This is a genomic window from Ferrimonas sp. SCSIO 43195, from assembly GCF_023716685.1.
Lineage (GTDB): Bacteria > Pseudomonadota > Gammaproteobacteria > Enterobacterales > Shewanellaceae > Ferrimonas > Ferrimonas kyonanensis.
The window spans coordinates 782,143-808,076 of the sequence record NZ_CP072679.1; the positions used below are offsets into that span (position 1 = coordinate 782,143).

The 25,934-nt window shown below is 57.3% G+C and carries 20 protein-coding genes; 10 read left to right on the plus strand and 10 right to left on the minus strand.

Features of this window, described 5'->3' with window-relative positions:
• Positions 1–27 precede the first annotated feature (27 nt).
• The 5 genes from J8Z22_RS03755 to J8Z22_RS03775 all read right to left on the minus strand — a co-directional run bounded on the left by J8Z22_RS03755 (position 28) and on the right by J8Z22_RS03775 (position 5,133).
• Positions 28–456: a DUF3192 domain-containing protein gene (locus J8Z22_RS03755; protein WP_051252824.1), complete on the minus strand. Its 429-nt coding sequence runs from the start codon at positions 454–456 to the stop codon at positions 28–30.
• Between the two features lie 201 nt (positions 457–657).
• A complete protein-coding gene (locus tag J8Z22_RS03760; protein ID WP_252008869.1) occupies positions 658–1,350 on the minus strand; it encodes an SDR family oxidoreductase in 693 nt (230 codons plus the stop codon).
• Between the two features lie 11 nt (positions 1,351–1,361).
• Complete coding sequence (gene xni / locus J8Z22_RS03765; protein ID WP_252008875.1) at positions 1,362–2,129, minus strand: flap endonuclease Xni; 768 nt, start codon at positions 2,127–2,129, stop codon at positions 1,362–1,364.
• The gene (gene ppnN / locus J8Z22_RS03770) at positions 2,104–3,477 is read right to left on the minus strand and encodes a nucleotide 5'-monophosphate nucleosidase PpnN (protein WP_028114093.1); all 1,374 of its coding nucleotides are present in this window, start codon (positions 3,475–3,477) and stop codon (positions 2,104–2,106) included. The genes xni and ppnN overlap by 26 nt, the downstream gene beginning before the upstream one ends.
• Before the next feature lie 99 nt (positions 3,478–3,576).
• Positions 3,577–5,133: a GGDEF domain-containing protein gene (locus J8Z22_RS03775; RefSeq protein ID WP_028114092.1), complete on the minus strand. Its 1,557-nt coding sequence runs from the start codon at positions 5,131–5,133 to the stop codon at positions 3,577–3,579.
• 525 nt (positions 5,134–5,658) lie between these two features.
• Between J8Z22_RS03775 and J8Z22_RS03780 the strand changes: the two genes are divergently transcribed.
• Complete coding sequence (locus J8Z22_RS03780; protein WP_252008878.1) at positions 5,659–7,434, plus strand: M61 family metallopeptidase; 1,776 nt, start codon at positions 5,659–5,661, stop codon at positions 7,432–7,434.
• Positions 7,435–7,497: 63 nt separating this feature from the next.
• Here the strand turns inward: J8Z22_RS03780 and rdgC are convergent, their stop codons facing one another.
• A complete protein-coding gene (rdgC, locus tag J8Z22_RS03785; protein ID WP_028114090.1) occupies positions 7,498–8,412 on the minus strand; it encodes a recombination-associated protein RdgC in 915 nt (304 codons plus the stop codon).
• A gap of 226 nt (positions 8,413–8,638) precedes the next feature.
• Here rdgC and J8Z22_RS03790 point away from each other — a divergent pair, with 226 nt between their 5' ends.
• The 4 genes from J8Z22_RS03790 to J8Z22_RS03805 all read left to right on the plus strand — a co-directional run bounded on the left by J8Z22_RS03790 (position 8,639) and on the right by J8Z22_RS03805 (position 12,878).
• On the plus strand, positions 8,639–9,565 hold the full coding sequence (locus tag J8Z22_RS03790) for a porin (RefSeq protein WP_252008880.1): 927 nt from the start codon (positions 8,639–8,641) through the stop codon (positions 9,563–9,565).
• A 145-nt stretch (positions 9,566–9,710) separates the two neighbouring features.
• Positions 9,711–10,400, plus strand: a complete 690-nt coding sequence (gene phoB, locus J8Z22_RS03795; protein WP_028114088.1) for a phosphate regulon transcriptional regulator PhoB — start codon at positions 9,711–9,713, stop codon at positions 10,398–10,400.
• Between the two features lie 100 nt (positions 10,401–10,500).
• Positions 10,501–11,802 carry a phosphate regulon sensor histidine kinase PhoR gene (gene phoR / locus J8Z22_RS03800; RefSeq protein WP_252008884.1) on the plus strand — a complete coding sequence of 434 codons (1,302 nt, stop codon included), beginning with the start codon at positions 10,501–10,503 and terminating at the stop codon, positions 11,800–11,802.
• Positions 11,803–11,906: 104 nt separating this feature from the next.
• On the plus strand, positions 11,907–12,878 hold the full coding sequence (locus J8Z22_RS03805) for a PstS family phosphate ABC transporter substrate-binding protein (protein ID WP_028114086.1): 972 nt from the start codon (positions 11,907–11,909) through the stop codon (positions 12,876–12,878).
• Positions 12,879–12,977: 99 nt separating this feature from the next.
• Here the strand turns inward: J8Z22_RS03805 and J8Z22_RS03810 are convergent, their stop codons facing one another.
• From J8Z22_RS03810 to J8Z22_RS03820, 3 genes are all read right to left on the minus strand, one after another.
• Positions 12,978–14,462, minus strand: coding sequence for a Ppx/GppA phosphatase family protein (locus tag J8Z22_RS03810; RefSeq protein ID WP_252008888.1), 1,485 nt, complete (start codon positions 14,460–14,462; stop codon positions 12,978–12,980).
• A complete protein-coding gene (gene ppk1, locus J8Z22_RS03815) occupies positions 14,447–16,546 on the minus strand; it encodes a polyphosphate kinase 1 (RefSeq protein WP_252008891.1) in 2,100 nt (699 codons plus the stop codon). The genes J8Z22_RS03810 and ppk1 overlap by 16 nt, the downstream gene beginning before the upstream one ends.
• A gap of 87 nt (positions 16,547–16,633) precedes the next feature.
• Positions 16,634–17,137: a glycine cleavage system protein R gene (locus tag J8Z22_RS03820; protein ID WP_028114084.1), complete on the minus strand. Its 504-nt coding sequence runs from the start codon at positions 17,135–17,137 to the stop codon at positions 16,634–16,636.
• Between the two features lie 110 nt (positions 17,138–17,247).
• Here J8Z22_RS03820 and J8Z22_RS03825 point away from each other — a divergent pair, with 110 nt between their 5' ends.
• Genes J8Z22_RS03825 through phoU form a run of 4 tightly spaced genes read left to right on the plus strand, consistent with a single transcriptional unit; the run spans position 17,248 to position 22,697 of the window.
• Positions 17,248–19,476: an ABC transporter permease subunit gene (locus J8Z22_RS03825; RefSeq protein WP_028114083.1), complete on the plus strand. Its 2,229-nt coding sequence runs from the start codon at positions 17,248–17,250 to the stop codon at positions 19,474–19,476.
• A 17-nt stretch (positions 19,477–19,493) separates the two neighbouring features.
• The gene (gene pstA / locus J8Z22_RS03830; RefSeq protein WP_028114082.1) at positions 19,494–21,143 is read left to right on the plus strand and encodes a phosphate ABC transporter permease PstA; all 1,650 of its coding nucleotides are present in this window, start codon (positions 19,494–19,496) and stop codon (positions 21,141–21,143) included.
• A 15-nt stretch (positions 21,144–21,158) separates the two neighbouring features.
• Positions 21,159–21,977, plus strand: a complete 819-nt coding sequence (gene pstB / locus J8Z22_RS03835; protein ID WP_028114081.1) for a phosphate ABC transporter ATP-binding protein PstB — start codon at positions 21,159–21,161, stop codon at positions 21,975–21,977.
• Between the two features lie 12 nt (positions 21,978–21,989).
• Positions 21,990–22,697 (plus strand): phosphate signaling complex protein PhoU, encoded by a 708-nt coding sequence (phoU, locus tag J8Z22_RS03840; RefSeq protein ID WP_028114080.1) that lies wholly within the window; start codon positions 21,990–21,992, stop codon positions 22,695–22,697.
• 143 nt (positions 22,698–22,840) lie between these two features.
• Here the strand turns inward: phoU and J8Z22_RS03845 are convergent, their stop codons facing one another.
• Positions 22,841–24,535 (minus strand): bifunctional UDP-sugar hydrolase/5'-nucleotidase, encoded by a 1,695-nt coding sequence (locus J8Z22_RS03845; protein ID WP_252008894.1) that lies wholly within the window; start codon positions 24,533–24,535, stop codon positions 22,841–22,843.
• A 345-nt stretch (positions 24,536–24,880) separates the two neighbouring features.
• On the opposite strand from J8Z22_RS03845, the gene J8Z22_RS03850 reads away from it, so the two are divergent.
• On the plus strand, positions 24,881–25,861 hold the full coding sequence (locus tag J8Z22_RS03850) for a calcium/sodium antiporter (protein WP_028114079.1): 981 nt from the start codon (positions 24,881–24,883) through the stop codon (positions 25,859–25,861).
• The last annotated feature ends 73 nt before the right edge of the window (positions 25,862–25,934 follow it).

Consider the following 25,934-nt stretch of genomic DNA (forward strand, 5'->3'; position numbering starts at 1 on the left):
ACAGGGCGCTTTTTGTTGCCAGTCACCTCAGTGGCTGGCGGTGGTCTGAAGCCGGTCTGCGTTCTGGTAACGGGCCACCGCCTGTTCACCGATCCCCACCAGTTCGTTGGCCACAAACAGCAGCGGGGTGCATTCGTCCGGGGTGGTTTCGCCGTCGCTGCTGACGTGATGGGTGCGGTAGCGAATCAGCTGAACCTGAGTGCCATTGACGATCTGGGCGTCATTGAAGTTTGGGGCGCCCAACTGCTGCAGCACCTCTTGTTTGCTGGTGCCCAGGGACAGGGTGGCGATGACCTGTTGATTCAGTTGCTGACGATCTTCCCAGTCCATGGCGTTGGCGTCTTCCGGGCTGGGTTCGTACAGGGCGATCAGCAGACCGGCAAAGATCAGGTAGCCTCCGACGATCAGGCCGATGACTTTAAACATGTTAGTGGACTTGGGACGACGGGCTTGCATGTTCACTTCCTTGAACGCGATGGGTGTCTGGAATCGGGCCGCGACAATGCGCCCCGCGCCAAGAGTATTACTTTAAACCCGAAGTGACTGCAATTCCAGCTCAGGATGTAAGGGGATATGGCGGTCATCGGTCGCCGAGGTGGCAGTACCGGGCCGGCGTGTTGCGGCCCGATTAACATCGGCAGGCCAGTGACGACGGGCTTACCAGGGCAACTCGACGCCGTCATAGTTGATGAACTTGCCGCTGTCGATCAGCGTCAGTTGCTCCAGCACATGGCGCATGCCCCGTACCGAGACCTCGGGGGTGATCAGGGCGTTGCTGCCGCCCATGGCCGTTTGCACCCAGCCGGGGTGAAACAGCACTACGCTGGTGCCCTGAGGCTGCAGATCGATGGCCAGGCTCTTGCCGACGGCATTCAGGGCCGCTTTGGAGGCGCGATAGACGTAACTGCCGCCGCTGCCGTTGTCGGTGATGGACCCCATCTTGGAGGACAGCAAGGCCACCTTGGCGTCGGCGCCGAGGTGAGGACGCAGGGCCTGAACCAACAGCATCGGTGCGGTTACGTTGATCTTCATCACCTGGTCGAAATGATCCGCCTGGTATTCACCCAGAGGCAATCCCTTGGGACCATAGACGCCGGCATTGCAGATTAGCCGATCAAGCTTGCGCTCGCCCAGGTAGGCGCACAGGGACTCAAATTGGGCCGGTTCGCCCAGCTCCAGCGCCACCAGCTCCAGCTGATTCGGGTGGGCCAGTGCCAGTTGCTGCAGTGCCTCGGCCTGCTCAGGCTGACGGCAGCAGGCGATGACGGTATCACCATGGGCCAGAGATTGACGGCAAAACTCCAGGCCAATGCCGCGATTGGCACCGGTGATCAACGTTAAGGTGGTCATGGAAGGGGTCCTCATGTTGTGGGGGCCGAAACCCGAAATTGTGAGAGGCTGGCGGACAGCGATAACTGAGTGCGCAGCTTGGCCAACTTGTAGCTTAGCTGAGCCTGTTCATGGCCATCAATCAGCTTTTGTCCCAGCTTGCCTTCGATGGTGCCTTCGGTAAACAACGCCTGGATGGGGTGCTGGCTGAGCAGTTTGTGAGCGGTTTTAGCGCCGATGCCGGCAATACCGGGGATGCCGTTACCGCTGTCGCCGGCCAGGGACCAGTACTCCAGCATGCGCTCCGGTGGCATCTGGAAGCGGTCGAGAAAATAGTCCCGGTCCAGCCAGCACTGATCGAAGTGGTGCCACTGACTGACGTTATCGGAATGCAGTTGCACGAAGCCTTTGTCGGTGGACGCCAGTATGACCCGACCGCCGCGGCGTTCAATCTTGTGACACAGGGTGGCCATGACGTCATCGGCCTCGATGCCATCGCAGGCCAGGGAGCGGATGCCCAGCTTGGCCAGGTTGGCTTTGAGGTCGGGCAGGGTGGCGGCCAGAGGTTCGGGCATCGGCGAACGGTGCGCCTTGTAGTCTGGGTAGAGGCTCTGGCGCCATAGGTGGCTGTTGTCGCCGTCCCACACCATGACCACGTGGGTGGCCTGATGTTGGCGCACCATCTTCTGACAGGCGGCCTGGGTGCGTTGATACAGGGCATCGGTGTCGCCGTCGGGGACGGCGGCATAGATGCGCCTGATCAGGTTAAGGGCGTCAATGAGCAGAGCTGTGGCGGGCATTGCGAATCTCGTAACAGGGTTTGTAGGTACCATCGAGTTTCATTCTACCCTGACTGACAAAGGCTGCGAGTAATTTGTCCATCTTTTTCATGAACCTAGGATCACCCTGAAGTTGGAACGGACCCCGTTGCCGAATCTGGGTAATCCCTTCCGGTTTGACGTTACCGGCGACAATGCCGGAGAACGCTCGGCGCAGATCCGCCGCCAACAGCGCATTGTTGACCTGTGGCACCAGCTTAAGGTTGGCCATGGCGTCGTGATCCGGCTGAAACGGTAACTGAAATTCCGGCTCGATCTTCAGCGACCAGTTGTAGGAATAGGAGTCGCCCATGTCACGGCGGTACTGTTTGATCACCGCCATCTGCCGCTTCAGGTGCTGAGCGACCTCCACCGGATCATCGATGATGATGCGGTAGTGTTGCTGGGCGTCCTCGCCCAGGGTGGTACCGATGAAGCGGTCGATCTCCTCGAAATAGTCGGCACTCTCTTTGGGGCCGGTAAGAATCAGCGGCAGCGGGTGATCGTGGTTGTCACGGTTGAGTTTAATGCCGATGAGGTACAGTAACTCCTCCATGGTGCCGACGCCGCCGGGAAAGATGATGATGCCGTGGCCCAGACGCACAAAGGCCTCCAGCCGCTTTTCGATGTCCGGCAGGATGATCAGCTCATTGACGATCTGGTTCGGGGGCTCGGCGGCAATGATCGACGGTTCGGTCAGGCCGACAAAGCGGCCGTGGTCGATGCGCTGCTTGGCATGGGCAATGGCGGCGCCCTTCATCGGCCCCTCCATGGCGCCCGGGCCGCATCCGGTACAGATGTTCAGATCCCGCAGTCCCAGCTCGTACCCGACCTCGCGGGTGTATTGGAATTCGGTGCGGTTGATGCTGTGACCGCCCCAGCAGACAATCATGTTGGGCTCCGATACCAGGGGCAGGGCTTTGGCATTGCGGAGGGTTTCAAACACCACGTTGGTGATGTGGTAGGAGTTGGTCAGGTTGATGTGCTTGAGGCTATCGAGCTTGTCGCCGATGTAGAGGATGTCCCTCAATACCGCAAACAGGTGCTCCTGAATGCCGCGAATGATTTCGCCGTCGACGAAGGCCTGAATTGGCGGGTTGTTGAGTTCCAGTTTGATGCCCCGCTCGCGGCGGAGAATGCGGATGCGAAAATCATGGAACATCTGGAACAGCTGTGTGCTGTCGTCACTGTGAATGCCGGACGCCAGCACCGCCAGTGAGCAATTGCGGTAGAGCTGGTGAAGGTCTGAGGCAGCGCTTTCCTGCAACCGCTCCACTTCCAGCTGAGACAGCTGCACCAGGCTTCCTCGAGGGCTGATCTGTACCTGCATAGGCACCTCCTTCATTTTTCTTATCAGGGCAGCCCATTAAAAAAGGCCACCCACTGAGGATAGCCTTTATTTTTCAATGTTGTATCTAACTATTTCGAGTTAGTCGTCCAGTTCCACCTTGTCTCTGCCCTGACGTTTGGCCCGGTACAGGGCGGCATCGGCACGTTCAAAGGTCTCCTGAATGGTCTCGTTGGCAGCCACTTTTGCTGCGCCGATGGAGACGGTGATGGACAGGCGCTCATCGCGGAATTTAAATGGAATCGCTTTGATTCGCTCGCGAATTCGGTTGAGCACTTGCTGCACCTGCTCTTTATCCAGGCCCGGCAACAGCACCACAAATTCTTCGCCGCCATAGCGGGCGACGAACTCCTCCTTGCGCAGAGAGTTCTTCAGGGCCATGGACACCACCTGCAGGGTTTTATCGCCGGTAGAGTGACCAAAGTTATCGTTGATGCTTTTGAAGCGATCGATGTCGGCCACCGTGACCCACAGATCGTGACCATAGCGCTTAAACTGGCGGTAGGAGCGCTTCAGTTGTTCATCCAATGCTGCCCGGTTGGGGAGTTGCGTCAGGGCGTCTACCTGATTGAGGCGTTGCTGCTCAATCAGTTTGTCTTTGTAGCTGGCGGCTTCGCTGGCCAAGGCGGTGATTTCAGCCTGCATCTTCTGCATGCTTTGCTTCATCGCCATGAATTCCTGCTGATCCTGATTGTCTCTTTTGCTCAGTTGCTGGCGAATGAAGGCCAGCTCATTGATCACTTGCGCCTTGAGGGCTGCCAGCTCTTCGGCTGCGGCCACCTTCTCACTGAATTGGCCTACGTGGCTGTTCAGCTTTTGATTAAACAGCTTGTTGGATTTGTAGCTGTTGCTGGAGGCTTGCCAGTTTTCGTTCATCGCCTGGCGCACCACCGACAGCGAGTCGGTCAGGGCGGAGAGAAACTGCTGCGAGGCACTCTTCTCTTTGGCCATCTCCCCCACCAGGATGTTCAGTACCTGGCTGTAGGCTTCCAGCAGTTGATCCACCTGAACGTCGCCGCTGAGCATCGCCTTGATGGCGTTGATCACCTCGCCGTGCTGGCCGGGAAACTCGATCTCCGCCAGTAACTGTGACAGCTCATGGGCCAATTGACGGTGCTTGGGGGTGGTGGGAATCCGGTCTTCTTTGGCCAGCCGCTCCTGCAGCAACTGCTCATAGTATTTTACCAGCTTCTCGACCCGGGGGATGATCTCCCACACCGTGTGGATCGGTTTCTGGATATCCAGTTGGTAGTATTTGAGTTCCCGCTTTAACTTATCGGGAATGCCGCTAAGGCTGGAGAGTTGGCGAGCCAGTTGCTGCATCGCCTGCTGGTTGTGCTCAATGTCACGTTGGGTGTTTTGATACTGAGTTTGCAGGGCGCGACTGAGCTCGCCCATTTCTGGCAGGGCGGTGTCCAGGTTATTGGTGTCGGACAGCAGGTGACGGATTTTGGCCAGACGGTTGTCCAGCTCCAGGTTCTGTCCTTTGCAGCACAGGCCCAGACGCATAGAAAATTGAATCAGTCCCTGAAGCTGTTTTGCACGTACGTCCTCGAGCTCCTGATGCTCATTTCGTACTTTATCTAGCTTTTTCTGCATATGCTCCAGCTGAGATTTGGCGTCAGTGACCATATTCATTTACGTTGCTACCTTCAATCCGGCGAGCCCTAGTTACTTCTTCAGTCTCAATTGTTATTTGGGCTGTTACACGTATCGTAACTTCTTTGGTTATAAGTGCAAGCGCCCAATGGGTAAAGGGATTCTTTATTTCTACATTGTGAGTTTAAGTATTCTTAATGAACGCACTTAACTGCGAGCATTTCCCTGTTAAGCCCGCAGCAAGGCTGATTATTCACTGGATATGACAACATTTTCGTACTCATGTTCCAATTTTTGTCGATTTTGGTGGCGGGTGGCGAATGGTCGCCGCTGCGGGCCACCGCCGTAGTCGTCACTGACTTTATCCATTTAGCACAATTGCCGCTTGCCTTTTAATATAAATAAAAAAGTTCGCAAAATACTCGTGGCTGTTTTTTGACCGCTGTCCAAATTGGTTTAATTATTCACAACGTTTATCCATGTCACCGCCGAGATTAACTCTGTTGCCGGAATTGTTATACTTGAGGGCTGTTCAGGAGAGCGATAACGATAACAAGGACACCTATGCACAAGCTCATTGTACTCATACTGGGATTGCTGATGCTGCCAGCCTCAACGCTGGCGGCGTCGGTGAACTACCGTCTGGCCATCACTCAGCCTCAGCACCACCTGGCCGAGGTGGAGGTGCAGTTTCCCCAGACCGACCACGATACCCTGATGATCAAGATGCCCAACTGGCGCAGCGGCCGTTATCAGTTGTTGCCTCTGGCCGACGGTGTACGCCGGCTGCAGGTGACCGATGCCCAGGGCCAGCCTCTCGAATGGCAGAAGGTGGCCAGGGGCAGCTGGCGGGTCGCCCTGACCGCCCCGACCCGGGTGACAGTGCGCTACCAGCTGTATGCCAATGAACTGGGAGACCGCTCCCGCCATATCGATGACAGCCACGGCTTCCTGGATGCGTCCGGGGTATTTATGTATAGCCCCGAGTTTCGAGACCAGCCGCTGCGGGTTGAGCTGAGTGTGCCCGAGGCGTGGCGCAGTGTCTCCGGCATGGACAGCCCGGCCCCTCACCAGTTTGTGGCCGATAACTACGACGTGCTGGTGGACAGCCCAATCGAAACTGGCGTGCATCAGTCGGTCTCTTTTGCGCTTGATGGTCGTGACTATCAGGTGTTGTTTTGGGGTGAGGGCAACTACGACGTTGACGCCATCGTCGAGGACTTGCGGCGACTGGTGGCCGAGGGGGCGGCGCTGTGGGGCGGCTACCCTTATGAGCGTTACGTGTTTATGATTCACGCCACCAGTGGTGCCCGCGGCGCCACCGAACACCTGAACTCGACGGTGATCCAGCGCACCCGCAACAGTTTCAGGAAGCGGGAACAGTATCTGCCGTTTATCGCCACCGCCTCCCACGAATTTGTGCACACCTGGAACGTCAAAGCTTATCGGCCGGCGGGGCTGACGCCCTATGATTACCAGCAGGAGAACTACACCCGGCTGTTGTGGCTGGCGGAGGGCTCCACCAGCTATTTTCAGAACCAGTTGCTGCTCAGGGCCGGGGTGATCACCGTCGAGGAGTTCTTGCAGGATGTTGCCCGTCGCATCGAACGCAGTGAAGCAACGCCGGGACGGCAGTGGCAGAGTGTGGCGGAGGCCAGTTTCAACGAGTGGATTGCCACTGGTGGGGATTACGCCCGTAACCACAGCGTCAATATCTATTCGGAAGGCTACCTGGCTTCCTGGGCCCTGGATCTGGCCATCATCGATCGCACCGGCGCCGATAAGAGTTATCGGGATCTGCACCGCTACTTGTATCAGAACCATCGCCTGCCTGACGGGTTTACCGAGCAGGACGTTAAAGATGGCTTACGTTTGCTGACCGGCACTAGCTTTGAGTCCTGGTGGCAGCAGGCCATCGACAGCCCCAATGTACTGGATTTTGATGCCATGCTGGCTCAGGTGGGGTTGCAACGAAAGGGCTCGGACCAAGACGAGGTGGCGGAGCTGGGTCTTAAGGTTAACGAAGATCAGGGGTTGGCGACCGTGACCCACGTGCGCCGAGATGGTCCCGCTTGGCAGGCGGGCCTGACCACCGAGGATCGGGTGGTCGCCATCAACGGCATGAGGGTGCCTGCGTCCCAGTGGCAGGATCGGTTGGCAGAGCTGCCGCTGGATGTGCCGGTGTCGCTGACGCTGTTTCGTCGTGACCGGTTAATGACGCTGTCCCTGACGCCTGAGCGACGGCACCCGGGCAAACTGGTGTTGGAAGCACAAGCCGACGTCAGTCCTGCCCAGAAGGCGGCGTTTCGTGCCTGGGCCGGCATCGACTGGCCCTATTAGCCGGCCTCTCCACCAACAAAAAGGGCAAGCCGATGGCTTGCCCTTATTCGCGAGTGGAGTGAATCAGCTGTCCTGCTGCTCCTGTCCGCCGAGGGCGGCAAACAGGTCAGGTAGGAATCCGGTCAGTTCACCGCACATCAGCGCAAAGTCGGCATCCAGACGGGCAGCCAGCTCCTCTTTTTCAAACTCGCTGTTCTGGTCGCGAATCTCTTCACTGAACTTCAGGCGCTTAACCGACAGGTCACTTTGCAGTACCAGCGACAGCACATCCCGGTACTCCAGTGCCACCTTAGTCACTTCCATTCCTTGCTGGATGTGAGCGGCCACCTCGTCACTGTCCAGGGCCAACTGTTTCAGGGCCACGCTGCCGCCATCTTCCAGCGGGCTTTTCAGTGTCGCCTCGTCCAGCAGGGTGAAACCTTCGCCGACGTGGTTCTTGGTGACCCACTCGGTCATCTTCTCTTCCGGCAGGGCGGTCATGCTGACCGGAGCGATGGGCAATGAGCCGATGGCTTTGCGCAGCAGGCTCAGCAGCTCTTCCGCCTTGTTGTGGCTGGTGGCTTCGACCACCACCAACTGCAGTGGCGCCAGCACCAGGGCGCGGGTGCGGCTCTTGCGGCTGAAAGCCCGCGGCAGCAGGGTATGAACGATCTCATCCTTGATGCCGTCTTTCTCTTTCTTGGTGACCTTGCGGCCCTGTTCGTCTTCGATGAGGCTGACTTTCTGCTCCATCTCCTCGCGAATCACCGATGCCGGCAACATCTTTTCTTCTTTCTCGATGGCCAGAAGCAGGTTGCCCTGAGCAGAATGCACCAGGCTTTCCCCGACCTTGCCCAGAGGTTTAACGAAGCCCAGTTTGCTGATGTCCTGGCTGCCCGCCGGCGTGAAGATGAAGGGCTCCAACTGCTTTTCCAGCGCGTCGGCATCCCACTCCACCGGCTTGGTGAGACGGTAGAGAAGCAAATTTTTAAACCACATGGTGTTGTCCTGTTTCAGGCGGGTTGGATGGCTGGGCAGTGTATTGAGTTCTGATTCGAGTGGCAACCCAAAGCCGGGTTCCCGACGGAGTCGATTGCGCGAGTTTGCCGCGAACCCCATTCGCTAAAACGTTAAATGCTGTTAAAACACGCAATAAAACTGTCACATCTCGCTGGCACACTGCGGCCAATTAAAAAGTAAATCCTACCTTTAAAGGAAACCTGAGATGAACCTGATTAAACCCTCTGTCGTTGCCGTCGTGATCGCGGCTGTTCTGCCAATGACCGCAGCTGCCGCTGATCCTGTGACCGTTTACGGTAAGCTGAACGTCTCTGTCGATGCGTTCGATGTCGATGGTGACAGCAGCACCGGCGTTCATTCCAACGCCTCTCGCCTGGGAGTCAAGGGGGCGTTTGAACTGAGCGCCGATCTGGAAGCGTTCTACACCATCGAGTATGAAGTCAACACCAGCGCCGATGATAAGGACAACTTTGAAGCCCGCAACCAGTTTGTCGGCCTGCGCGGGGCCTTCGGTGAGGTTGCTGTGGGCCGCAATGACACCATGCTGAAGCAGTCTCAGGGCAAGGTGGATCTGTTCGGTGACCTGCAGGGCGACATCAAGAACCTGTTCAAGGGTGAAAACCGCATGGAGCAGACGGTGACTTACCTGTCGCCCACGTTTGCCGGGATTAAGTTTGGTGCCACCTACGTTGCCGAAGAATCCGGTAGCCAGAAGAACGATGATGATGGTTTCTCCGTCGCCGCCATGTACGGCGATGCCAAGCTGAAGAAGTCGGCCATCTACGCCTCCGTTGCCTACGACACCGACGTCAAGGGCTTCGACAGCATTTTGCGGGCCACGGTTCAGGGTAAGATCGGTGACTTGAAGCTGGGCGCCATGTACCAGGATCAGGAAGAAGCGGGTAAAGACAGCATGGATGGCTTTATGGTCAGCGCCGGCTACCAGTTGTCAGCGGTAATCCTGAAGGCTCAGTACCAGGACATGGACACCAAGGGGGAAGCGATCTCCGCCGGGGTCGACTACAAACTGGGTAAGCCAACCAAGCTGTTTGCTTACTACACCCAGCGCGACCTGGAGTCGTCCAGCAGTGCGGATGACTACTTCGGCATCGGTCTTGAGCACAAGTTCTAACGATGACGCCGGTAGCAGTGTAACGCACTAAAAAGGGGCCTTAAGGCCCCTTTTTTATTGAATCTGGCTGTCACATGGTCATATTTCTGTCATATGATTGACCCATAATCACCTCAGTTTTTTCAGAGGAAGGACAGTGAAGGAAATGACTGCCCGCATCTTAATTGTTGAAGATGAATCTGCCATTCGTGACATGCTGACCTTTGTGTTAGACCAACATGGCTTTCAGACTGTCAGTGCCGAGGATTTTGAACAGGGAGTTCAGAAACTGGCCGAACCCTACCCGGATCTGGTGTTGCTGGACTGGATGTTGCCTGGCGGCAGCGGAATCCAGCTGGCCAAACAGATACGCGGTCAGGATCACACCCGCCAGATTCCCATCATCATGCTGACCGCTCGCGGTGAAGAGGAGGATCGGGTTCGTGGCCTGGAAGTGGGGGCCGACGACTACATCACCAAACCCTTTTCTCCCAAGGAGTTGGTAGCTCGAATCAAGGCGGTGCTCAGGCGCAGCGCACCCACCCGGCTGGAAGAGGTGATCGAGGTGCGGGGGCTGAAGCTGGATCCGGTCAGCCACCGGGTCAGCGTCGATGAAAGCCTGCTGGATATGGGGCCGACCGAGTTCCGGTTATTGCACTTCTTTATGACTCACCCTGAGCGGGTCTACAGCCGTGAACAGCTGCTGGACAACGTCTGGGGAACCAACGTCTACGTGGAAGATCGCACCGTCGATGTGCACATTCGACGCCTGCGCAAGGCGATACAGCTTAATGGTCACGACAGTCTGATTCAGACCGTCCGTGGCGCCGGCTACCGGTTCTCTACCAAGGTGTAACCGGTCTCGCAGAGATTGACCCATTGCGACGGTAGCGCTAGCTTCGAGGCAATGGGTTTTTTCGTTTCAGGACGCGTCACTCAACAAGGCTATCGACTGAATGTTTGAAGAGTATTCTGGCTACCGACTTGCCGGCCGTCTGGCTATCTGGTTCTCATTGTGGGGCCTGCTGGGACTGCTGCTGGATCAGCTCACCCTGCTGCTGCTGATTGGTACCTGGGTATTGCTGGGCTACCACTATCGCCACCTGTCGCGACTGGCGCACTGGTTGTGGAAAGATCGCCGCCTGACGCCGCCTCATGGCAGCGGCAGCTGGGAGCCGATTTTCAATGGCATCTATCGCTTGCAGGGTAAAAACCGCCGCCGTCGTTCGCAGCTGGCGCGGCTGTTGTCCCGTTTCCGTGAGGGGGCGGAAGCCCTTCCCGATGCGGCGGTGGTGATGGGGCACGAGGGGCAGATCGCCTGGTGCAACAAACTGGCGGAGCTGCACCTGGGCATCCACTGGCCTCAGGATGCGGGTCAGCGCATCGACAACCTGATCCGTTATCCGGCATTTTCTACCTACCTGCACAGCAACCACTATGACGACCCCATCGAGATGGCCTCGTCGGCGTCCGAGTCCAGGCTGCTGGAGATTCGGATTATGGCCTACGGCGATAATCAGAAACTGTTGCTGGCCCGGGATGTCACCCGGCTGCGGCAACTGGAGGCGATGCGCAGGGACTTCGTTGCCAATGTCTCCCATGAACTGAAGACCCCGTTGACCGTGCTGCAGGGCTACTTAGAGATGATGGCCATGTCGCCGGCCATGGACGCCAAGCAGGTGTCGGCGATGACCGATCAGACTCAGAGAATGAAGAGCCTGGTGGACCAGTTATTGACGCTGTCCAAGATTGAGGTTTCCACCCAGGTGGATCCGGAGCACCGCATCGACATGACCGAGGTCCTCAACCAAGTCCATGGCGAGGCGCAGGCGCTCTCTGCCGGTAAGCATCAGCTGGTGTTGAATATTGAGCCTGGGCTACACATGTACGGAGATGAGCTGCAGATTCGAAGTGCCTGTGCCAACCTGGTTCAGAACGCCGTGCATTATTCACCGGCGGGCACCGAGGTTCGCATCAGCTGGCAACGTGTGGGGGACGTGGGGCGGTTTGAAGTTCAGGACTGCGGTGACGGCATCGCCCTGGAGCACATCCCCCGACTGACGGAGCGGTTCTACCGAGTCGATCGTGCTCGCTCCCGCCAGACCGGTGGCAGTGGCCTCGGGCTTGCTATTGTTAAACATGCCCTCAATCACCACAACAGTCAGCTGGATATTCGTAGCACCGTGGGCAAGGGCAGTACCTTTGGGTTTTCCATTCCTGCCAACCTGATTGTGGTTCAGCAGACTGAACAGGCATGAGTGTCATCTATGGGTCATGTCGCAGTCACATAAGTGTCATCTTTGCGGTCAATACTGGCAGCCGTCAACGAAACCTGATTACGAAAAATACTGGAGTAATCCAAATGAAAATCAAACAACTTGCTAGTGCACTGGGCTTTGCCGCTGCAACCCTTTTCGCTTCTGCTACCTCAGCTGCCATCGACCCGGCTCTGGCAACTTACCAAAAGACCAGTGGTGTCTCTGGTAATTTTTCCTCTGTTGGTTCCGATACTCTGGCTAACATGATGACCCTGTGGGCGGAAGAGTTTAAGCGCCTGTATCCAAACGTGAATCCACAGATTCAGGCGGCCGGTTCCTCTACTGCGCCGCCGGCACTGACTGAAGGCACCTCTCAGTTTGGTCCCATGAGCCGCAAGATGAAGCCTAACGAAGAGGAAGCGTTCGTTAAGCGCTTCGGTTATAAGCCGACACCGGTACGGGTGGCCATTGACGCCCTGGCGGTGTTTGTCCATAAGGACAACCCGATTGACGGTTTGACCATCAAGCAGGTCGACGGCATCTTCTCTTCCACCCGTAAGTGTGGCGGCAGCGATGTTACCCGTTGGGGTGACCTGGGTCTGAGTGCCAGCTGGTCAGGCAAAGACGTGCAGCTGTACGGCCGTAACTCAGTTTCCGGTACTTACGGTTACTTTAAGAAAAAAGCCCTGTGTAAAGGGGACTTCAAGGCCAGCGTTAACGAGCAGCCAGGTTCTGCCTCGGTGGTACAGTCGGTGTCCACCAGCCTCAATGCCATCGGTTACTCCGGTATCGGCTATAAGACTGCCGGTGTGAAAGCGGTACCCCTGTCCAAGAAGGGCGGCAAGTTCATCGATGCGACCACAGCCAACGCCGCCAACGGCACTTACCCGCTGAGCCGTTACCTGTACGTGTACGTGAACAAGCACCCCAATAAAGACCTGGATCCGATGACTCAGGAGTTTCTGAAGTTTGTACTGTCCAAGCAGGGCCAGACCATTGTTGACAAAGATGGTTATGTGCCACTGCCTAAGGTGGTGATTGCTAAAGACATGGCTAAGCTGGGTATCAACCTGTAAGCCACTGCGCTAGCGAATGAAAAACCCGCCACTCGGCGGGTTTTTTGTGTCTGTGGCTGGCGCGGTTGCGGCGATGACCCAGGGCTCAGGAAGCCAGTCTCATTGCCACTGTAACTGCCAGCCCAACTCTTTCAGATGCAGTTGCTCCTGCTCCAGATCCGCCACCAGCAGGTCGTCGCCCGACAGTTGTTCGCTGAAGGTCAGAGTCAGGGTGTTATCTTGCTGCTGCAATTGTGGCAGGGTGATGTGATGACGTCGGCCCAGATGGAGCATGATCGACAGCCTCAGGGCGATCAGCAGTGGCCAAAGCTGGCTGTTGTTGAGCATCTGCAGCTGCGGAGACTGGCAACCGCTGAGCTTTTTTCGCTGCCAGCGGACCAGGAAAGCCAGCAGTTGCTGCTCTTCGGTGTTAAAGCCAGACAGGTTGGCATTGCTGAGAATGTACTCGCCGTGTTTATGGATGCCGCGGTAGTTTACCTGCAGGCCGATTTCATGCACGGCGGCGGCGTAATCCAGCCACAGGGCCAGCCGTTTTTTGTTGTTGCTGAATTGTCGGTACAACTGCTGGGCGCTGGCCTGAATCCGAACGCTGTGATGAGTATCCAGTTGGTAACGCTGCTGCAGGGATTGGATGGTCCTGGCCTGAATGTTCAGATGAACATCCTGGTTTGCCAGTTCACTCAATACCCCTTCCCGTAAGGCAAACTCGCTGAACTGCATCTGTTCAATATCAAGCTGCCTGAAACAGGCAATCAGGATGGCCAAGCCGGACGGCAGCACTTTTCGCCGCAGCTCCGCCAGTTGTTCGAACGGCAGTTGATCGACGTGATCGTGTTCGCCAATGGTGCGTGCCAGTTGCAGCAGTGCTTTTAGGCTGATGGGGGCGCTGAGGTCGCCGTCATTGAGCAGCAAGGCGATGGCCTTAATGGTGCCGGAACAGCCGATGGCAGCCTCAAACCCGGTATGAAGGTACCGTTGCTGCAGCAACTCCAGTTGCTGCTCGGCCGCCAGAATGGCTTTTTTCATCCGCTTTGAGGACAGCTTGCCTTCGCCGAAGAAGCGAGATTGAAAGCTGACGCAGCCCATGGACAGGCTTTCCAGCTGGACCGGGGTGTGGCCCTGGCCAATGACCAGTTCGGTGCTGCCTCCGCCGATGTCAATGACCAGCGTCGGGGTGGCGATGATCTGGTTTTGGCTGACGCCCTGATAGATCAGGCGTGCCTCTTCCCGACCCGGGATTACCTCGATAGGGTGATCCAAGATGGCACGGGCCTGCTCGATAAACTGGTAGCGGTTGGGCGCCTGGCGCAGGGCATAGGTGGCGACAATGCGAATCTGGTCGAAGTGCATCTCGCTGAGTCGCTGACTGAACTGCTTCAGGCATTCCAGGCCGCGTTCCATGGCTTCGGGGCTGAGGTTACCGCTGTCATCGGTATTTTCCGCCAGCTGTACCCGCTGTTTGAGACGGTGCATCGGTTGAATGTCACCGGCAATCACCCGGGCGATGCCGAGGTGAAAGCTGTTTGAGCCGAGATCGATGGCCGCCAGGATGCGGCCGTTGCCACTGTCTATTTTCTGTTCCATAGGCTGGGAGTCTTAAGAGTCAGTCTTTTTTCATAGTCGAAAAGGTAATCATAGATGGCAATCTGAGATCGGATTTTTTTACGGTTGCCGCGTTTCACATAGTGGTTTTGCTGCGCCTTATCCAGGATGCGTGCCTTGGTGGTGTCTTTGAACTGCAGGTTGAGAATATCGATAATCTGTTGTTTCAGTTGCGGCTGATAGATGGGGCAACCCACCTCAATGCGTTTGTCGATGTTGCGGGTCATCCAGTCGGCGCTGGAGAGGAACACCTTGGGGTCGCCGCTGTTATTGAACACCATGATGCGAGGGTGTTCGAGGAAGCGATCCACCACCGAGATGGCGGTAATATTCTCCGACACCCCTTTGATGCCTGGCTGCAGTGAGCACATGCCGCGAATGATCAGTCGGATTTTGACGCCATTGCGAGAGGCGTCATACAGGCGTTTGATCAGCCCCTTGTCTGCTAGGTTATTGATTTTAAGCGTAATACCTGAGGGCTTGCCCGCCAGCTGATTCTGAATTTCACGATCAATCAGGCTGTACAGCTTGCGACGGGCGTCATTCGGCGACACCAGCAGGTGATTGAACTTGAACTTCTTGTAGCTGTGTTCAATGAACTCAAACACGTTGTCCACCTCGCTGCAAATCTCCTCATGACAGGTGAACAGGGCAAAATCGGTATAGATCTTAGCCGTCTTTTCGTGGAAGTTGCCGGTGCCGATGTGGGCGTAGTGCTTGAGTTGCCCCTGTTCCAGTCGTTTGATCAGGATAAGCTTGGAGTGAATTTTCAGGGTCGGGATGCCAAAGTTGATGCGTACGCCGTGATCGGTCAGGAACTTGGCCCACTCGATGTTGGCCTCTTCGTCGAAGCGCGCTTGCAGTTCCACCACCACTGAGACCTCTTTGCCGTTTTTTACCGCCTCGATCAACGAATGGACGATCTGGGAGTGCTTGGCCACCCGGTAGATGTTGATCTTGATGGATCGCACCGCCGGATCGAAGGCGGCCTGGCGCAGCATTTCGGTCACATGGTTAAAGGTATGGTAGGGGTAATAAAGCAGGATGTCGCCGGCGCGAATCGCCTCGAAGGTGTTGGCATACTCACTGAACTGGCGACTGCGCATTGGGGCAATCCTAGGGTTTTCCAGGTAGGCTCGGCCGGGATTGGGAAAGCCGATAAAGTCGCGGAAGCAGTGGTAGCGACCACCGGGAATCATCGAGTCGACGCCGGCAATACTGAGGTTATCCTGCAGCATCTCTAGCATGTGCCTGGGCATGTCCCTATCGTAGACAAAACTGACGGGCTCGGCGGTCAGTCGCTGTTTCAGCCCGGACGACATCTTTTCCAACAGGCTCATCTCAATCTCATCGGACAGGTCGTACTCGGCGTCCCGGGTCAGCTTGATGGAAAAGCACTCGACCGTATCGAAGTCAAAAAAGCCGGTAAACACCTCTTCCAGGCAATGACGAATAATGTTGTCCAGCAGTATCAGAGTCTTACGTTTTTTGCTGCCCTCTGCCGGTAGCTGCACGAACCGGGGAACCTGCAGGGTGGGGACTTCGATCAGGCAGTAGGTGATTTGCTCGCCTTTGCGGATACCGGCCACCAGGTAGGTGGTTCCGTCGTTGAGGCTGCGGGCCAACTCGGTATGTTCATCGACGATCAACGGCACGATGTGACGGCGAATCCGTTCACGGAAATGACGCTTGAGCCACTTTCCCTGCTCCGGACTGAGTTGCTTCTCGTTAACCAGGAAAATGTTGCGCCGGGCCAGGTCGTGGATCAGTTGCCGGTAGATGTCATCAAACTTGGTTTGCAGCGCCAGCACCTTGGCATTGATGGCCGCCAGCAGGGCTCGAGCGCGCTCGCCGCCGCCCTTAGATTCGTCGATAAGGATCTGGCGGCGCACGTCGGCCACCCGTACCCGGAAGAATTCATCCTGGTTATTGGAATAGATGCCAAGAAAACGCACCCGCTCGATCACGGGCACGCTGGGGTCGGCCGCTTCCTGCAGCACCCGCTCGTTAAAGGCGAGCCAACTGAGCTCTTTGTCGGTATAGGGAAAATGGGATTGCGCAGACATCGTTTCTGTCCCTTTTATTGAGTGTGCGCAGCATTCTCTGTCAGAAAAGTGTCATCGATATGAAATGTCAGATACTTTTGCTGGATTTTAGCTAATGCGTTGGTACTCCACCATCAGGTCATCACCCAGAGTAAACAGAGATTGCTCCATGCGATCCAGTTGCTCCTCATCCTGTGCGGTTAACAGGATATTGAGACGAAACAGCGGCACTCCGGTGTGATTGGCAGTGTCCAGATCGCTCTCGAGTTGGTCGATGTTGGCCCGGTGACCACGGATGATTTCGGTGACACTGGCAACGATGCCGGGCCGGTCGTTGCCAATCACTTCCAGGTGGAACTGCAGGCTTGGGGTGACCTTAGGGGTGACCCGCTGCAGCTCGATGTTGAGGCCGCGTATGGTGCCCAACTGCTGTTTCAAGGCCTGGAGGTTGGCGGCGGGCAGTTCCAGCTCGATGATGCCGGCATAGCGGTCACCGATGCGGCGCAGGCTGGCGTCGAGCCAGTTGGCCTGGTTGTCTTGAATGGCCTGGGCCAGAGTTTCGGTAATACCCGGGTAATCCTCGCCGATTACACTCAAAATCCACTTTTCCATACAGGCTCCTAAAACGAATTATGAAGGTCGGTGTAACACAAGTGTCATACAACAGACATATACTCCACACCAATTCAAAAACGACTGCTCCCACTTGTTAGAGGATATTGATGGAACAGACGATTGCTGACAAATACCGTGCGAGCCATCGGCGCCTGATAAAGGACCGGCTTGCGAGATACGGTGTCACCGCGGGCGGCATCATGGTGCTGATCGCCCTGTTGCTGATCTTTTTCTATCTGCTCTACGTGGTAGCGCCGGTATTTAAAGGGGCCAGCCTGACCCCGGGGTTTACCACCACCTTATCGGGTACCGAATCGACGGTGCAGCTGGGTACCGATGAGCAGCGTGAATACCTTTACCGTATCACGTCTTCTGGGGATGTTCAGTTTTTTTCATTAACATCCAATAACATGGATTCGACCTTGTCGATCCCCACGGCGCCCGGCATTCGCGCGACCGGGTTTTCCCGCAGCAACCCGTCGGAGCGCAGCGCAGCCCTGGCGTTTGATGACGGCAGTGTCTGGGTGGTTCAACCGGATTTTGCCATCAGCTACCCCAATGATGTTCGCACCGTGACTCCGCAGCTGCGTTATCCCCTTGGGGCCGAGGCATTGCAACTGAGTGACGGCAAGGCCATCGATCAGTTGGTGTTTGCCGCCGGCGATGAAGGCAGCACCTTTATCTGGAGCGACACCGATTCCAATGACCTGGTGCTGACCCGCATGAGTGCCGACGTCGATTTTTTGACCGACGAAGTGGTGTGGGCCCGAAACGATTATCCTCTGCCGGGTTCATCGGAGCGCATCGACAAGCTGCTGCTGACTCCGGACCAGGCACGTTTGTTTATTCTGGCCGGTAACCGGGTAACGGTACTGAACGTTGAGGACGGCGATGCCCCCTACATCGAGCAGGTGCTGGAAGCGGCGGAAGCCGGTGCCCGCATCAGCGATATTGAATTGTTGGCCGGCGCCAGTTCGTTGATGGTGGCCAATGACAACGGTGTAATCTCCCAGTGGTTTCAGGTGGCTGGCAAAGAGGGTCGTCGCTTCGAGCGCATTCGTGAATTCGCTACCGGTGTTGACACGCCCAGCCTGGCCTCGGAGTTTTTCCGCAAGAGTTTTGTCGCCGGCACCAGCGACGGTCAGGTACAGCTGTTTTACACCACCAGCGAGAACAAGCTGCTGACCGAACGCTTCGGTGACACGGCGGTGACCATGATGGCGTTTTCGCCTCGTGGCAATGGATTGGCTATTCAGTCTGGCAATCAGTTGCAGTTCGCCGATCTCGACAATGCCCACCCGGAGGTGTCCTGGAGTGCGTTGTGGCAGAAAGTCTGGTACGAGGGCTACCCCGAGCCAGCTTATGTGTGGCAGTCCACGTCCGGGTCTGATGATTTCGAAGCCAAGCTGAGCCTGATGCCTCTGGCCTTCGGTACCCTGAAGGCGGCGTTGTACGCCATGCTGTTCGCCACGCCTCTGGCACTGGCCGGTGCGGTGTATACCGCCTATTTCATGTCCGGTCGAGTGCGCAGCATTGTCAAGCCCACCATTGAGATCATGGAAGCCCTGCCAACGGTAATTCTGGGTTTTCTGGCGGGCTTGTGGCTGGCGCCGTTAGTGGAGGACAACCTGCCAGGCATCTTTATGTTGATGCTGTCGTTGCCGCTGTCGGTGTTGCTGGCGGCGCTGATTTGGCACTCGCTGCCACGTAACATTCAAAGCTCCCGCTGGGGTGAGCTACGCGAACTGATGCTGGTGCCGTTGCTGGTGCTGGTGGGCTGGGGCGCGATGTCGCTGAGTCCGGTGGTAGAGACCCTGTTGATGGACGGCGATGCCCGTCGTTTCGTGACCAATGAGCTGGGCATCACTTTTGACCAGCGAAATGCCCTGGTTGTGGGCATTGCCATGGGGTTTGCGGTGATTCCGACCATCTTCTCCATTGCCGAAGACGCGGTGTTCTCGGTGCCCAGGCACCTGGTGAATGGTTCGCTGGCACTGGGGGCCACCACCTGGCAGACCCTGACCCGAGTGGTGATGTTGACGGCCAGTCCGGGCATCTTCTCGGCGGTGATGATGGGAGTGGGCCGCGCCGTGGGGGAAACCATGATCGTGCTGATGGCCACGGGCAATACCCCGCTGATGGAGTGGAACCTGTTTGAGGGGATGCGCACCCTGTCCGCCAACATCGCCGTTGAGATGCCGGAATCGGCCATCGGCAGCTCGCATTATCGGGTACTGTTCCTGACGGCCTTCGTGCTCTTCATTTTCACCTTTATGTTCAACACGTTGGCCGAGTTTGTCCGTCAGCGGTTGCGTGATAAGTACAGCACCCTGTAATGGAAGGGAATAAGACAATGGGTAAGTGGTTTAAATCGGGCTCTCCCTGGATTTGGATGACGGCGGGTGCCGTGAGCCTAAGCTTGATTGCGGTGCTGGGGTTGTTGTTGATGATCGCCTGGAAGGGGCTGGTGTATTTCTGGCCTTCACCGGTGTATCAGTTCGATCTTCAGGTGAACAACGGTCAGGTCGAGCGGGTCATCGGCGAGATCTACGACAGAGAACAGGTGCCCGTAGAGCGGTTGCAGCAGTCGGGTATTGAACTCGAAGTCGAGGGGGAGTTCATCACTCGCTACCTGGTGAAGACCGGCAACCGAGAGTATGTGCCACTGGATTTTCGCTGGATCATCGAGCCGACCATTCAGTCGCAGACGCTGCCAGACGACATCGCCGTGTTCGAACGTAACAAGAATGGCAATTTCTACGGCTATCCGGTCGAGCTGATCTTTGATGGCAAACGCTACGACGGTGAGGCGCTGAAGCCCCAACTGGCCCTGGCCATTGAAAAGACCGCCGAGCTGCATGAGCAGGCAGAAGAGTTGCAGAAGGTCGACATCGGTCGCATCAACTACCAACTGGAGCGCTTGCGCCTAGATGAGCGCAAACTGGAGCTGAACCATCAGTTGACGGCACAGGCGCTGGCGGAACTCGATGCCAAGCGTACCGCCTTGAATCAGGACTACCTGGTGCTGGAGAAGCGGCTGTTTGATCTGCGTGACCAGGCGGCCGAGGACGCCATCGTGGTGCGGGACATGCGCGGAGAGCGGGTGACTCTGCCGATGGACAGCGTGCTGGATGTGGCCTATCCGAATCAGCTGGGTCTGATGGGCAAGGTGGGTCACTGGTTTCACGCCATCGGCAAGTTCATCAGTGATGATCCTCGGGAAGCCAACACCGAAGGCGGGGTATTCCCGGCCATCTTTGGCACCGTGTTCATGGTGCTGCTGATGGCGGTGATTGTGACGCCATTTGGTGTCGTCGCCGCGGTGTACTTGCATGAGTACGCAGCCAAGAACGGCCTGACCCGGCTGATTCGTATCGCGGTGATCAACCTCGCCGGGGTACCCTCGATTGTCTACGGCGTGTTTGGTCTGGGGTTCTTCGTTTACATGGTGGGCGGTTCGCTGGATGAGCTGTTCTATCCGGAAGCGTTGCCGAACCCGACCTTTGGCACGCCCGGGGTGATCTGGTCGGCACTGACTCTGGCCATTCTGACGTTGCCGGTGGTGATTGTGTCGACCGAGGAGGGCCTGTCCCGAATCCCCAGCAGTGTTCGCCACGGCTCATTGGCGCTGGGTGCCACCAAGGCCGAGACTCTGTGGCGGATTGTTCTTCCCATGGCCAGCCCGGCGATCATGACCGGTTTGATTCTGGCGGTGGCTCGCGCCGCCGGTGAAGTGGCGCCGCTGATGTTGGTGGGGGTGGTCAAACTGGCCTCGACCCTGCCGGTGGATGGCAACTGGCCATATGTCCACCTTGATCGTAAATTTATGCATCTGGGCTTTCACATCTACGATGTGGGTTTCCAGAGCCCGAACGTGGAAGCGGCGCGGCCGCTGGTGTACGCCACCTCGTTCCTGCTGGTCAGTGTCATTGTGGCACTGAACCTGACTGCCATCGGGGTGCGAAATCACCTGCGTGAAAAATTCCGTTCCCTGGAACACTAAGCCGAGAGAATGACCATGATTGCAATTGAAGCCTTGAACAAATCCTCGGCGCCGCTGGATCTGAAACAGCTGTCGCCTGAGATGACTGCCTTCGACATCGACAACCTGAACCTGTATTACGGCGACAAACAGGCGCTGTCGGGCATCACCATGAAGATTCCGCGAAACCAGGTTACCGCCTTTATTGGCCCGTCAGGCTGTGGTAAATCCACCCTGCTGCGTTGCTTGAACCGCATGAACGACTTGGTGGACAGCTGCCGGGTCGACGGCCAGATCCTGCTGAACAATGATGACATCTACGGTAAGCATGTGGATGTGGCGTCGCTGCGTCGCAATGTGGGCATGGTGTTCCAGCGTCCCAACCCGTTTCCCAAATCCATCTATGAAAACGTGGTCTATGGCCTGCGTCTGCAGGGCATCAACAACCGCCGGGATCTGGATGAAGCGGTGGAGCGTTCGCTGAAAGGCGCCGCCCTGTGGGACGAGGTCAAAGACCGACTCCATGACAACGCTTTTGGGCTGTCAGGGGGGCAGCAGCAACGACTGGTGATTGCCCGCGCCATAGCCATTCAGCCGGAAGTGCTGTTGCTGGATGAGCCGACCTCGGCCCTGGACCCCATCTCCACCCTGACCATTGAGGAGCTGATTCATACCCTCAAAGATCAGTTTACCGTGGTGATCGTGACTCACAACATGCAGCAGGCGGCGCGGGTCTCGGATCAGACTGCGTTTATGTACATGGGGGAATTGATCGAGTACGCCGACACCAATACCCTGTTTACCACTCCAGCGAAGAAGAAGACCGAAGATTACATCACCGGTCGTTACGGATAAGGATTGTAGGCAATGGATAACAATAACTTGGGAAAACACATCTCCGGCCAGTTCAATCTGGAGCTGGAGGATGTCCGCAGCCAAGTGATGGCCATGGGCGGCTTGCTGGAGCAGCAGCTCAATGATGCGCTGCACTCCCTGCAAACCGGGGATCAGGATCTGGCTAAGAAGGTGATGGCCACGGACCGCAAGATCAATGCCATGGAAGTCGCCATCGATGAGGAGTGTACCCGCATCATCGCCAAGCGTCAGCCGGCGGCGTCGGACCTGCGTCTGGTACTGGCCATCTCCAAGACCACCGCCGACCTGGAGCGCATCGGTGATGCCTGTGTGCGGGTGGGGCGCACGGTGCTGGAGACCAAGGGCGGCAGCCGTAAAGGTACGCTGGTGTCCATGGAAGCCATGGGCCGGCACGCGGCACGAATGCTGCACGAAACCCTGGATGCCTTTGCTCGCATGGATGTGGATGCGGCGTTCCGCATTCACAAGGAAGACGTTAAGGTCGATGGCGAGTACGAAGCGGTGATTCGCCAGCTGATGACCTTCATGATGGAAGATCCCCGCTCGATCCCCGGCATTCTCGATGTGTTGTGGGCGGCCCGGGCTCTGGAGCGCATCGGCGATCGTTGCCAGAACATCTGTGAGTACGTCATCTATTTTGTCAAAGGCAAAGACGTGCGCCATATGGACACCGACGACATGGAAGATCTGCTGCGTTAAGGTGTGATGCGGATGAAAAACCGGGCCTGGCCCGGTTTTTTTGTGCCTTCAAAGCGGCTTTTAGCTCATCAGTTTGCTAGCCATTGGCTGAGAGGGAACAGCGCCGCGTGGCGGGGAGTCACTCTTCGCCGACCTCTGCGGACTTACGTTGCTGGCTCCAGTTGGCCCAGATGACGCCAGTGGTTGATCACGGCTTCGGCAATGGTGATCTGCAGCTCCAGTGGCGGCTCGGGCTGGTGGGCCAGTGGGTAGTAACCTTCTTTGCCGGCAGCGGTATAACCGGTAGAGACGCCGGTGTATTGCCGCTGGGCGTCGACATCGACCCAGTGTCCCTGATGGCGGCACTGCAGCTGCACAATGCGCTGGCCCATGTCGGCCTCGGCATCGTAGCGGAATCTTAACCCCCAGGCGTAGGGGTAGCTGCCGGTACCAGTGCCGACCACACCGTTATTGAGGGCATTGTTGATGGCCGACTCCAGGGTGGCTCTTAAGGCATCGCCGCTCACCTGGTATTTGACGATGCCAATGGCAAAGGGCGCCAGGGTGCCGGCGACCCAGCCGGCGCTGATCGGCCCTTGATTGACGGAGGCGCGGGTGCCGCCGGCGTTGTGCAGGCCGAAGTCCACCTGGTGTCCCAACTGCCTGGCCTGCCAGCGCATGGCTCTGGCCAGCAGCGGTGCCACCTGGCTGCCCCCTTGATCATCCGGAATTCGAAGGTGGCGCAGGGGCTGCTGAGTCCGGGCAATGATCTGTTGTTCAAATTCCAGCAGGGCTGGCTTGTAGTGTTGCTGCAACAGAGTTTGAAGGGCTGGGTCGTTGTCGGCCAGGGTGACGTTGGTTTGTTGGCTCAGGTAGGCGAGGGCTTGCTCTGTTTGTGCTGGTGGCAAAGGGTGACGGCCCTCGGCGTCGGTGCTGAGGGTCTGCCCCACCAGCAGGGCATTGCCACCATCGACGCGTCTGAGGGTGCCGTCTGCGTCCAGATCCAGCTGCAACTGCCCAAGAAACAAGGCGTTGCTGCCAGCCTGAACCACGGCGGTATTGTTGATGACCACGGCGTAGTGATCCCGGCCGCCGAGCCCCAGGTTCTGAAAGTCACCTTGCAGTACGTGGGTGTGGCCGCCGATGATGGCGGCGACGCCATCCAGTTGCTCGGCCAGCTGCAGATCCCGATCGTAGCCCAGATGGCTGAGAATGATGATCTTATTGATGCCCGCATGTTCGATGGCGTCGATGGTGGCGCGGGCGACGTCCAGGCAAGGATGAAACTGGGTGTCGTTGTCGGCACAGGCCAGCTCATGCATGTTATCCAGTGTCAGCCCGAACAGGGCCACCGGTTCGCCATCCAGGTGTTTAACCAGGTAACGGCCCCGCTGTTGCCCTGGATCGTAATCCAACAGGTTGCTGAGGCCACGCATCGGTGACGTTTTGTCGGTGCGTTCCTGGCTGAGATCCATGTTGGCCGCCAATACCGGAAACTGCAAACCTTGGATAAAGGTCGACAGCATCGGGTTGCCGAGGTCGAACTCGTGATTGCCCAGTACCATGGCATCCAGATCCAACTGGTTGTTAAGGATGGCATTCAGTCGACCCTTGTAGTGAGAAAAATACAGCGAACCCTGAAAGCAGTCACCGGCGTGCAGCGCCAGTAACTGGCGACCGGTATGGCGGGCATCCGCCCTGGCTTGATTCAGCGCACTCGACAGTCGGGGATAACCGCCACAAGGGGCGTGTACCTGACCCAGGGTTGGCAACGTCAGGGCCAGGGTGGTCGGATCAAACTGGGAGTGGGTGTCGTTGATGTGGGCGAGGGTCAGGCGCAGGGGGCGGTGGCTGGACATGGTACTCCTAGGCGGCGCCGGAAGGCGCGGGTCGTGAACCGAGTAATTATACTCCGAATCCGCTCAGGAGCGAGGCCGGCAAGGGGAATTTTTTGTTGTCGATGGCACCGGACAGGGCTGGTGTTTGCCGATGACGCTGGCTATAATTCCGCTCCAGATTTCGGGGGAGTAGTCGCTCTGCGCTAAAGCAGGGGGCAGTGTCAACATCCTCAGCCTGTCGGCTTGGCACTGTCGGCGTAATCCACTATCAGGTGGCATTACGGATTGATGAGACTCGAACAGCTCAACTCCGGCGAGGGCAGGGGGCGAGGTGTTCGTGTGCGTTGCCCTCGGAGTGTCTTTATTGTGTCTTCTCTATTGTTACCCCTGATGGCCGTAATCGGTGGCTTTGCTGTGCTGACCGTGAGTGCCGATCGCCTGATTGGCGCCGCGGCGACCCTGGCCAAACACATGGGGCTGTCCATCGTCTTTATTGGCATGACCATTGTTGCCTTTGGTACCTCGGCGCCGGAGCTGTTGGTCAGTGCAGTGGCGGCACTCAATGGCGCCGAAGGGCTGTCGGTGGGCAATGCCATCGGCTCCAACATCATCAATACCGGTTTAGTGCTGGGAATCTGTGCCTTGATCACGCCATTGATGGTCAGTCGTCAATTCCTAAAACGTGAGTTTCCCATACTGGCGGCGGTGGTGCTGTTTGCCTACCTGTTGCTGTGGAATGGCTACCTGGGTTGGCCTCAGGGGCTGGCGTTGCTGGCGGGCATGGTGGCTTACGGTATCTACCTGGGTCGAAGCCACAACAGCGACGATGAGGTGGATGTCGAGTTCCTGGCCATCGGCAAGCACCGGGCCATGATCGAAACCCTGTTGATGCTGGTGCTGCTGCTGGCCAGTTCCCAGGTGATGGTCTGGGGCAGTGTCGAGCTGGCGCGGGCGTTTGGCATCAGTGAGCTGGTGATTGGTCTCACGGTGATCGCCTTTGGCACCAGCCTGCCCGAGTTGGCGGCGGCCATCGCCGGCGTGCGCCGTGGCTTGTACGACATGACGCTGGCGACGGTGATCGGCTCAAACATCTTTAACCTGCTGGGCGTACTGGCTTTTCCCGGGCTGATTGGGGATGGGGTGACGTTGCCAGCGGAGGTGCTGGCTCGAGATCTGCCGGTGATGACCGCGTTGACGCTGGTGACCGGGGTGTTTTTCTATCTGGCCCGACTCAGTGGTGGCCGGGCGGCGGCGGTGCCTATGCACCGGATGGCCGGGGTGACCCTGCTGCTGGGCTTTGCCAGTTACATGGGAGTACTGGCCAGGGATGTTGGGGCCGCACTTTAATAGAATCGGTTAAAAAATATCGATTTCTAAGTGACTTAAACTTGGTCGTCGTGATGCTTATGGTATGCTCGAA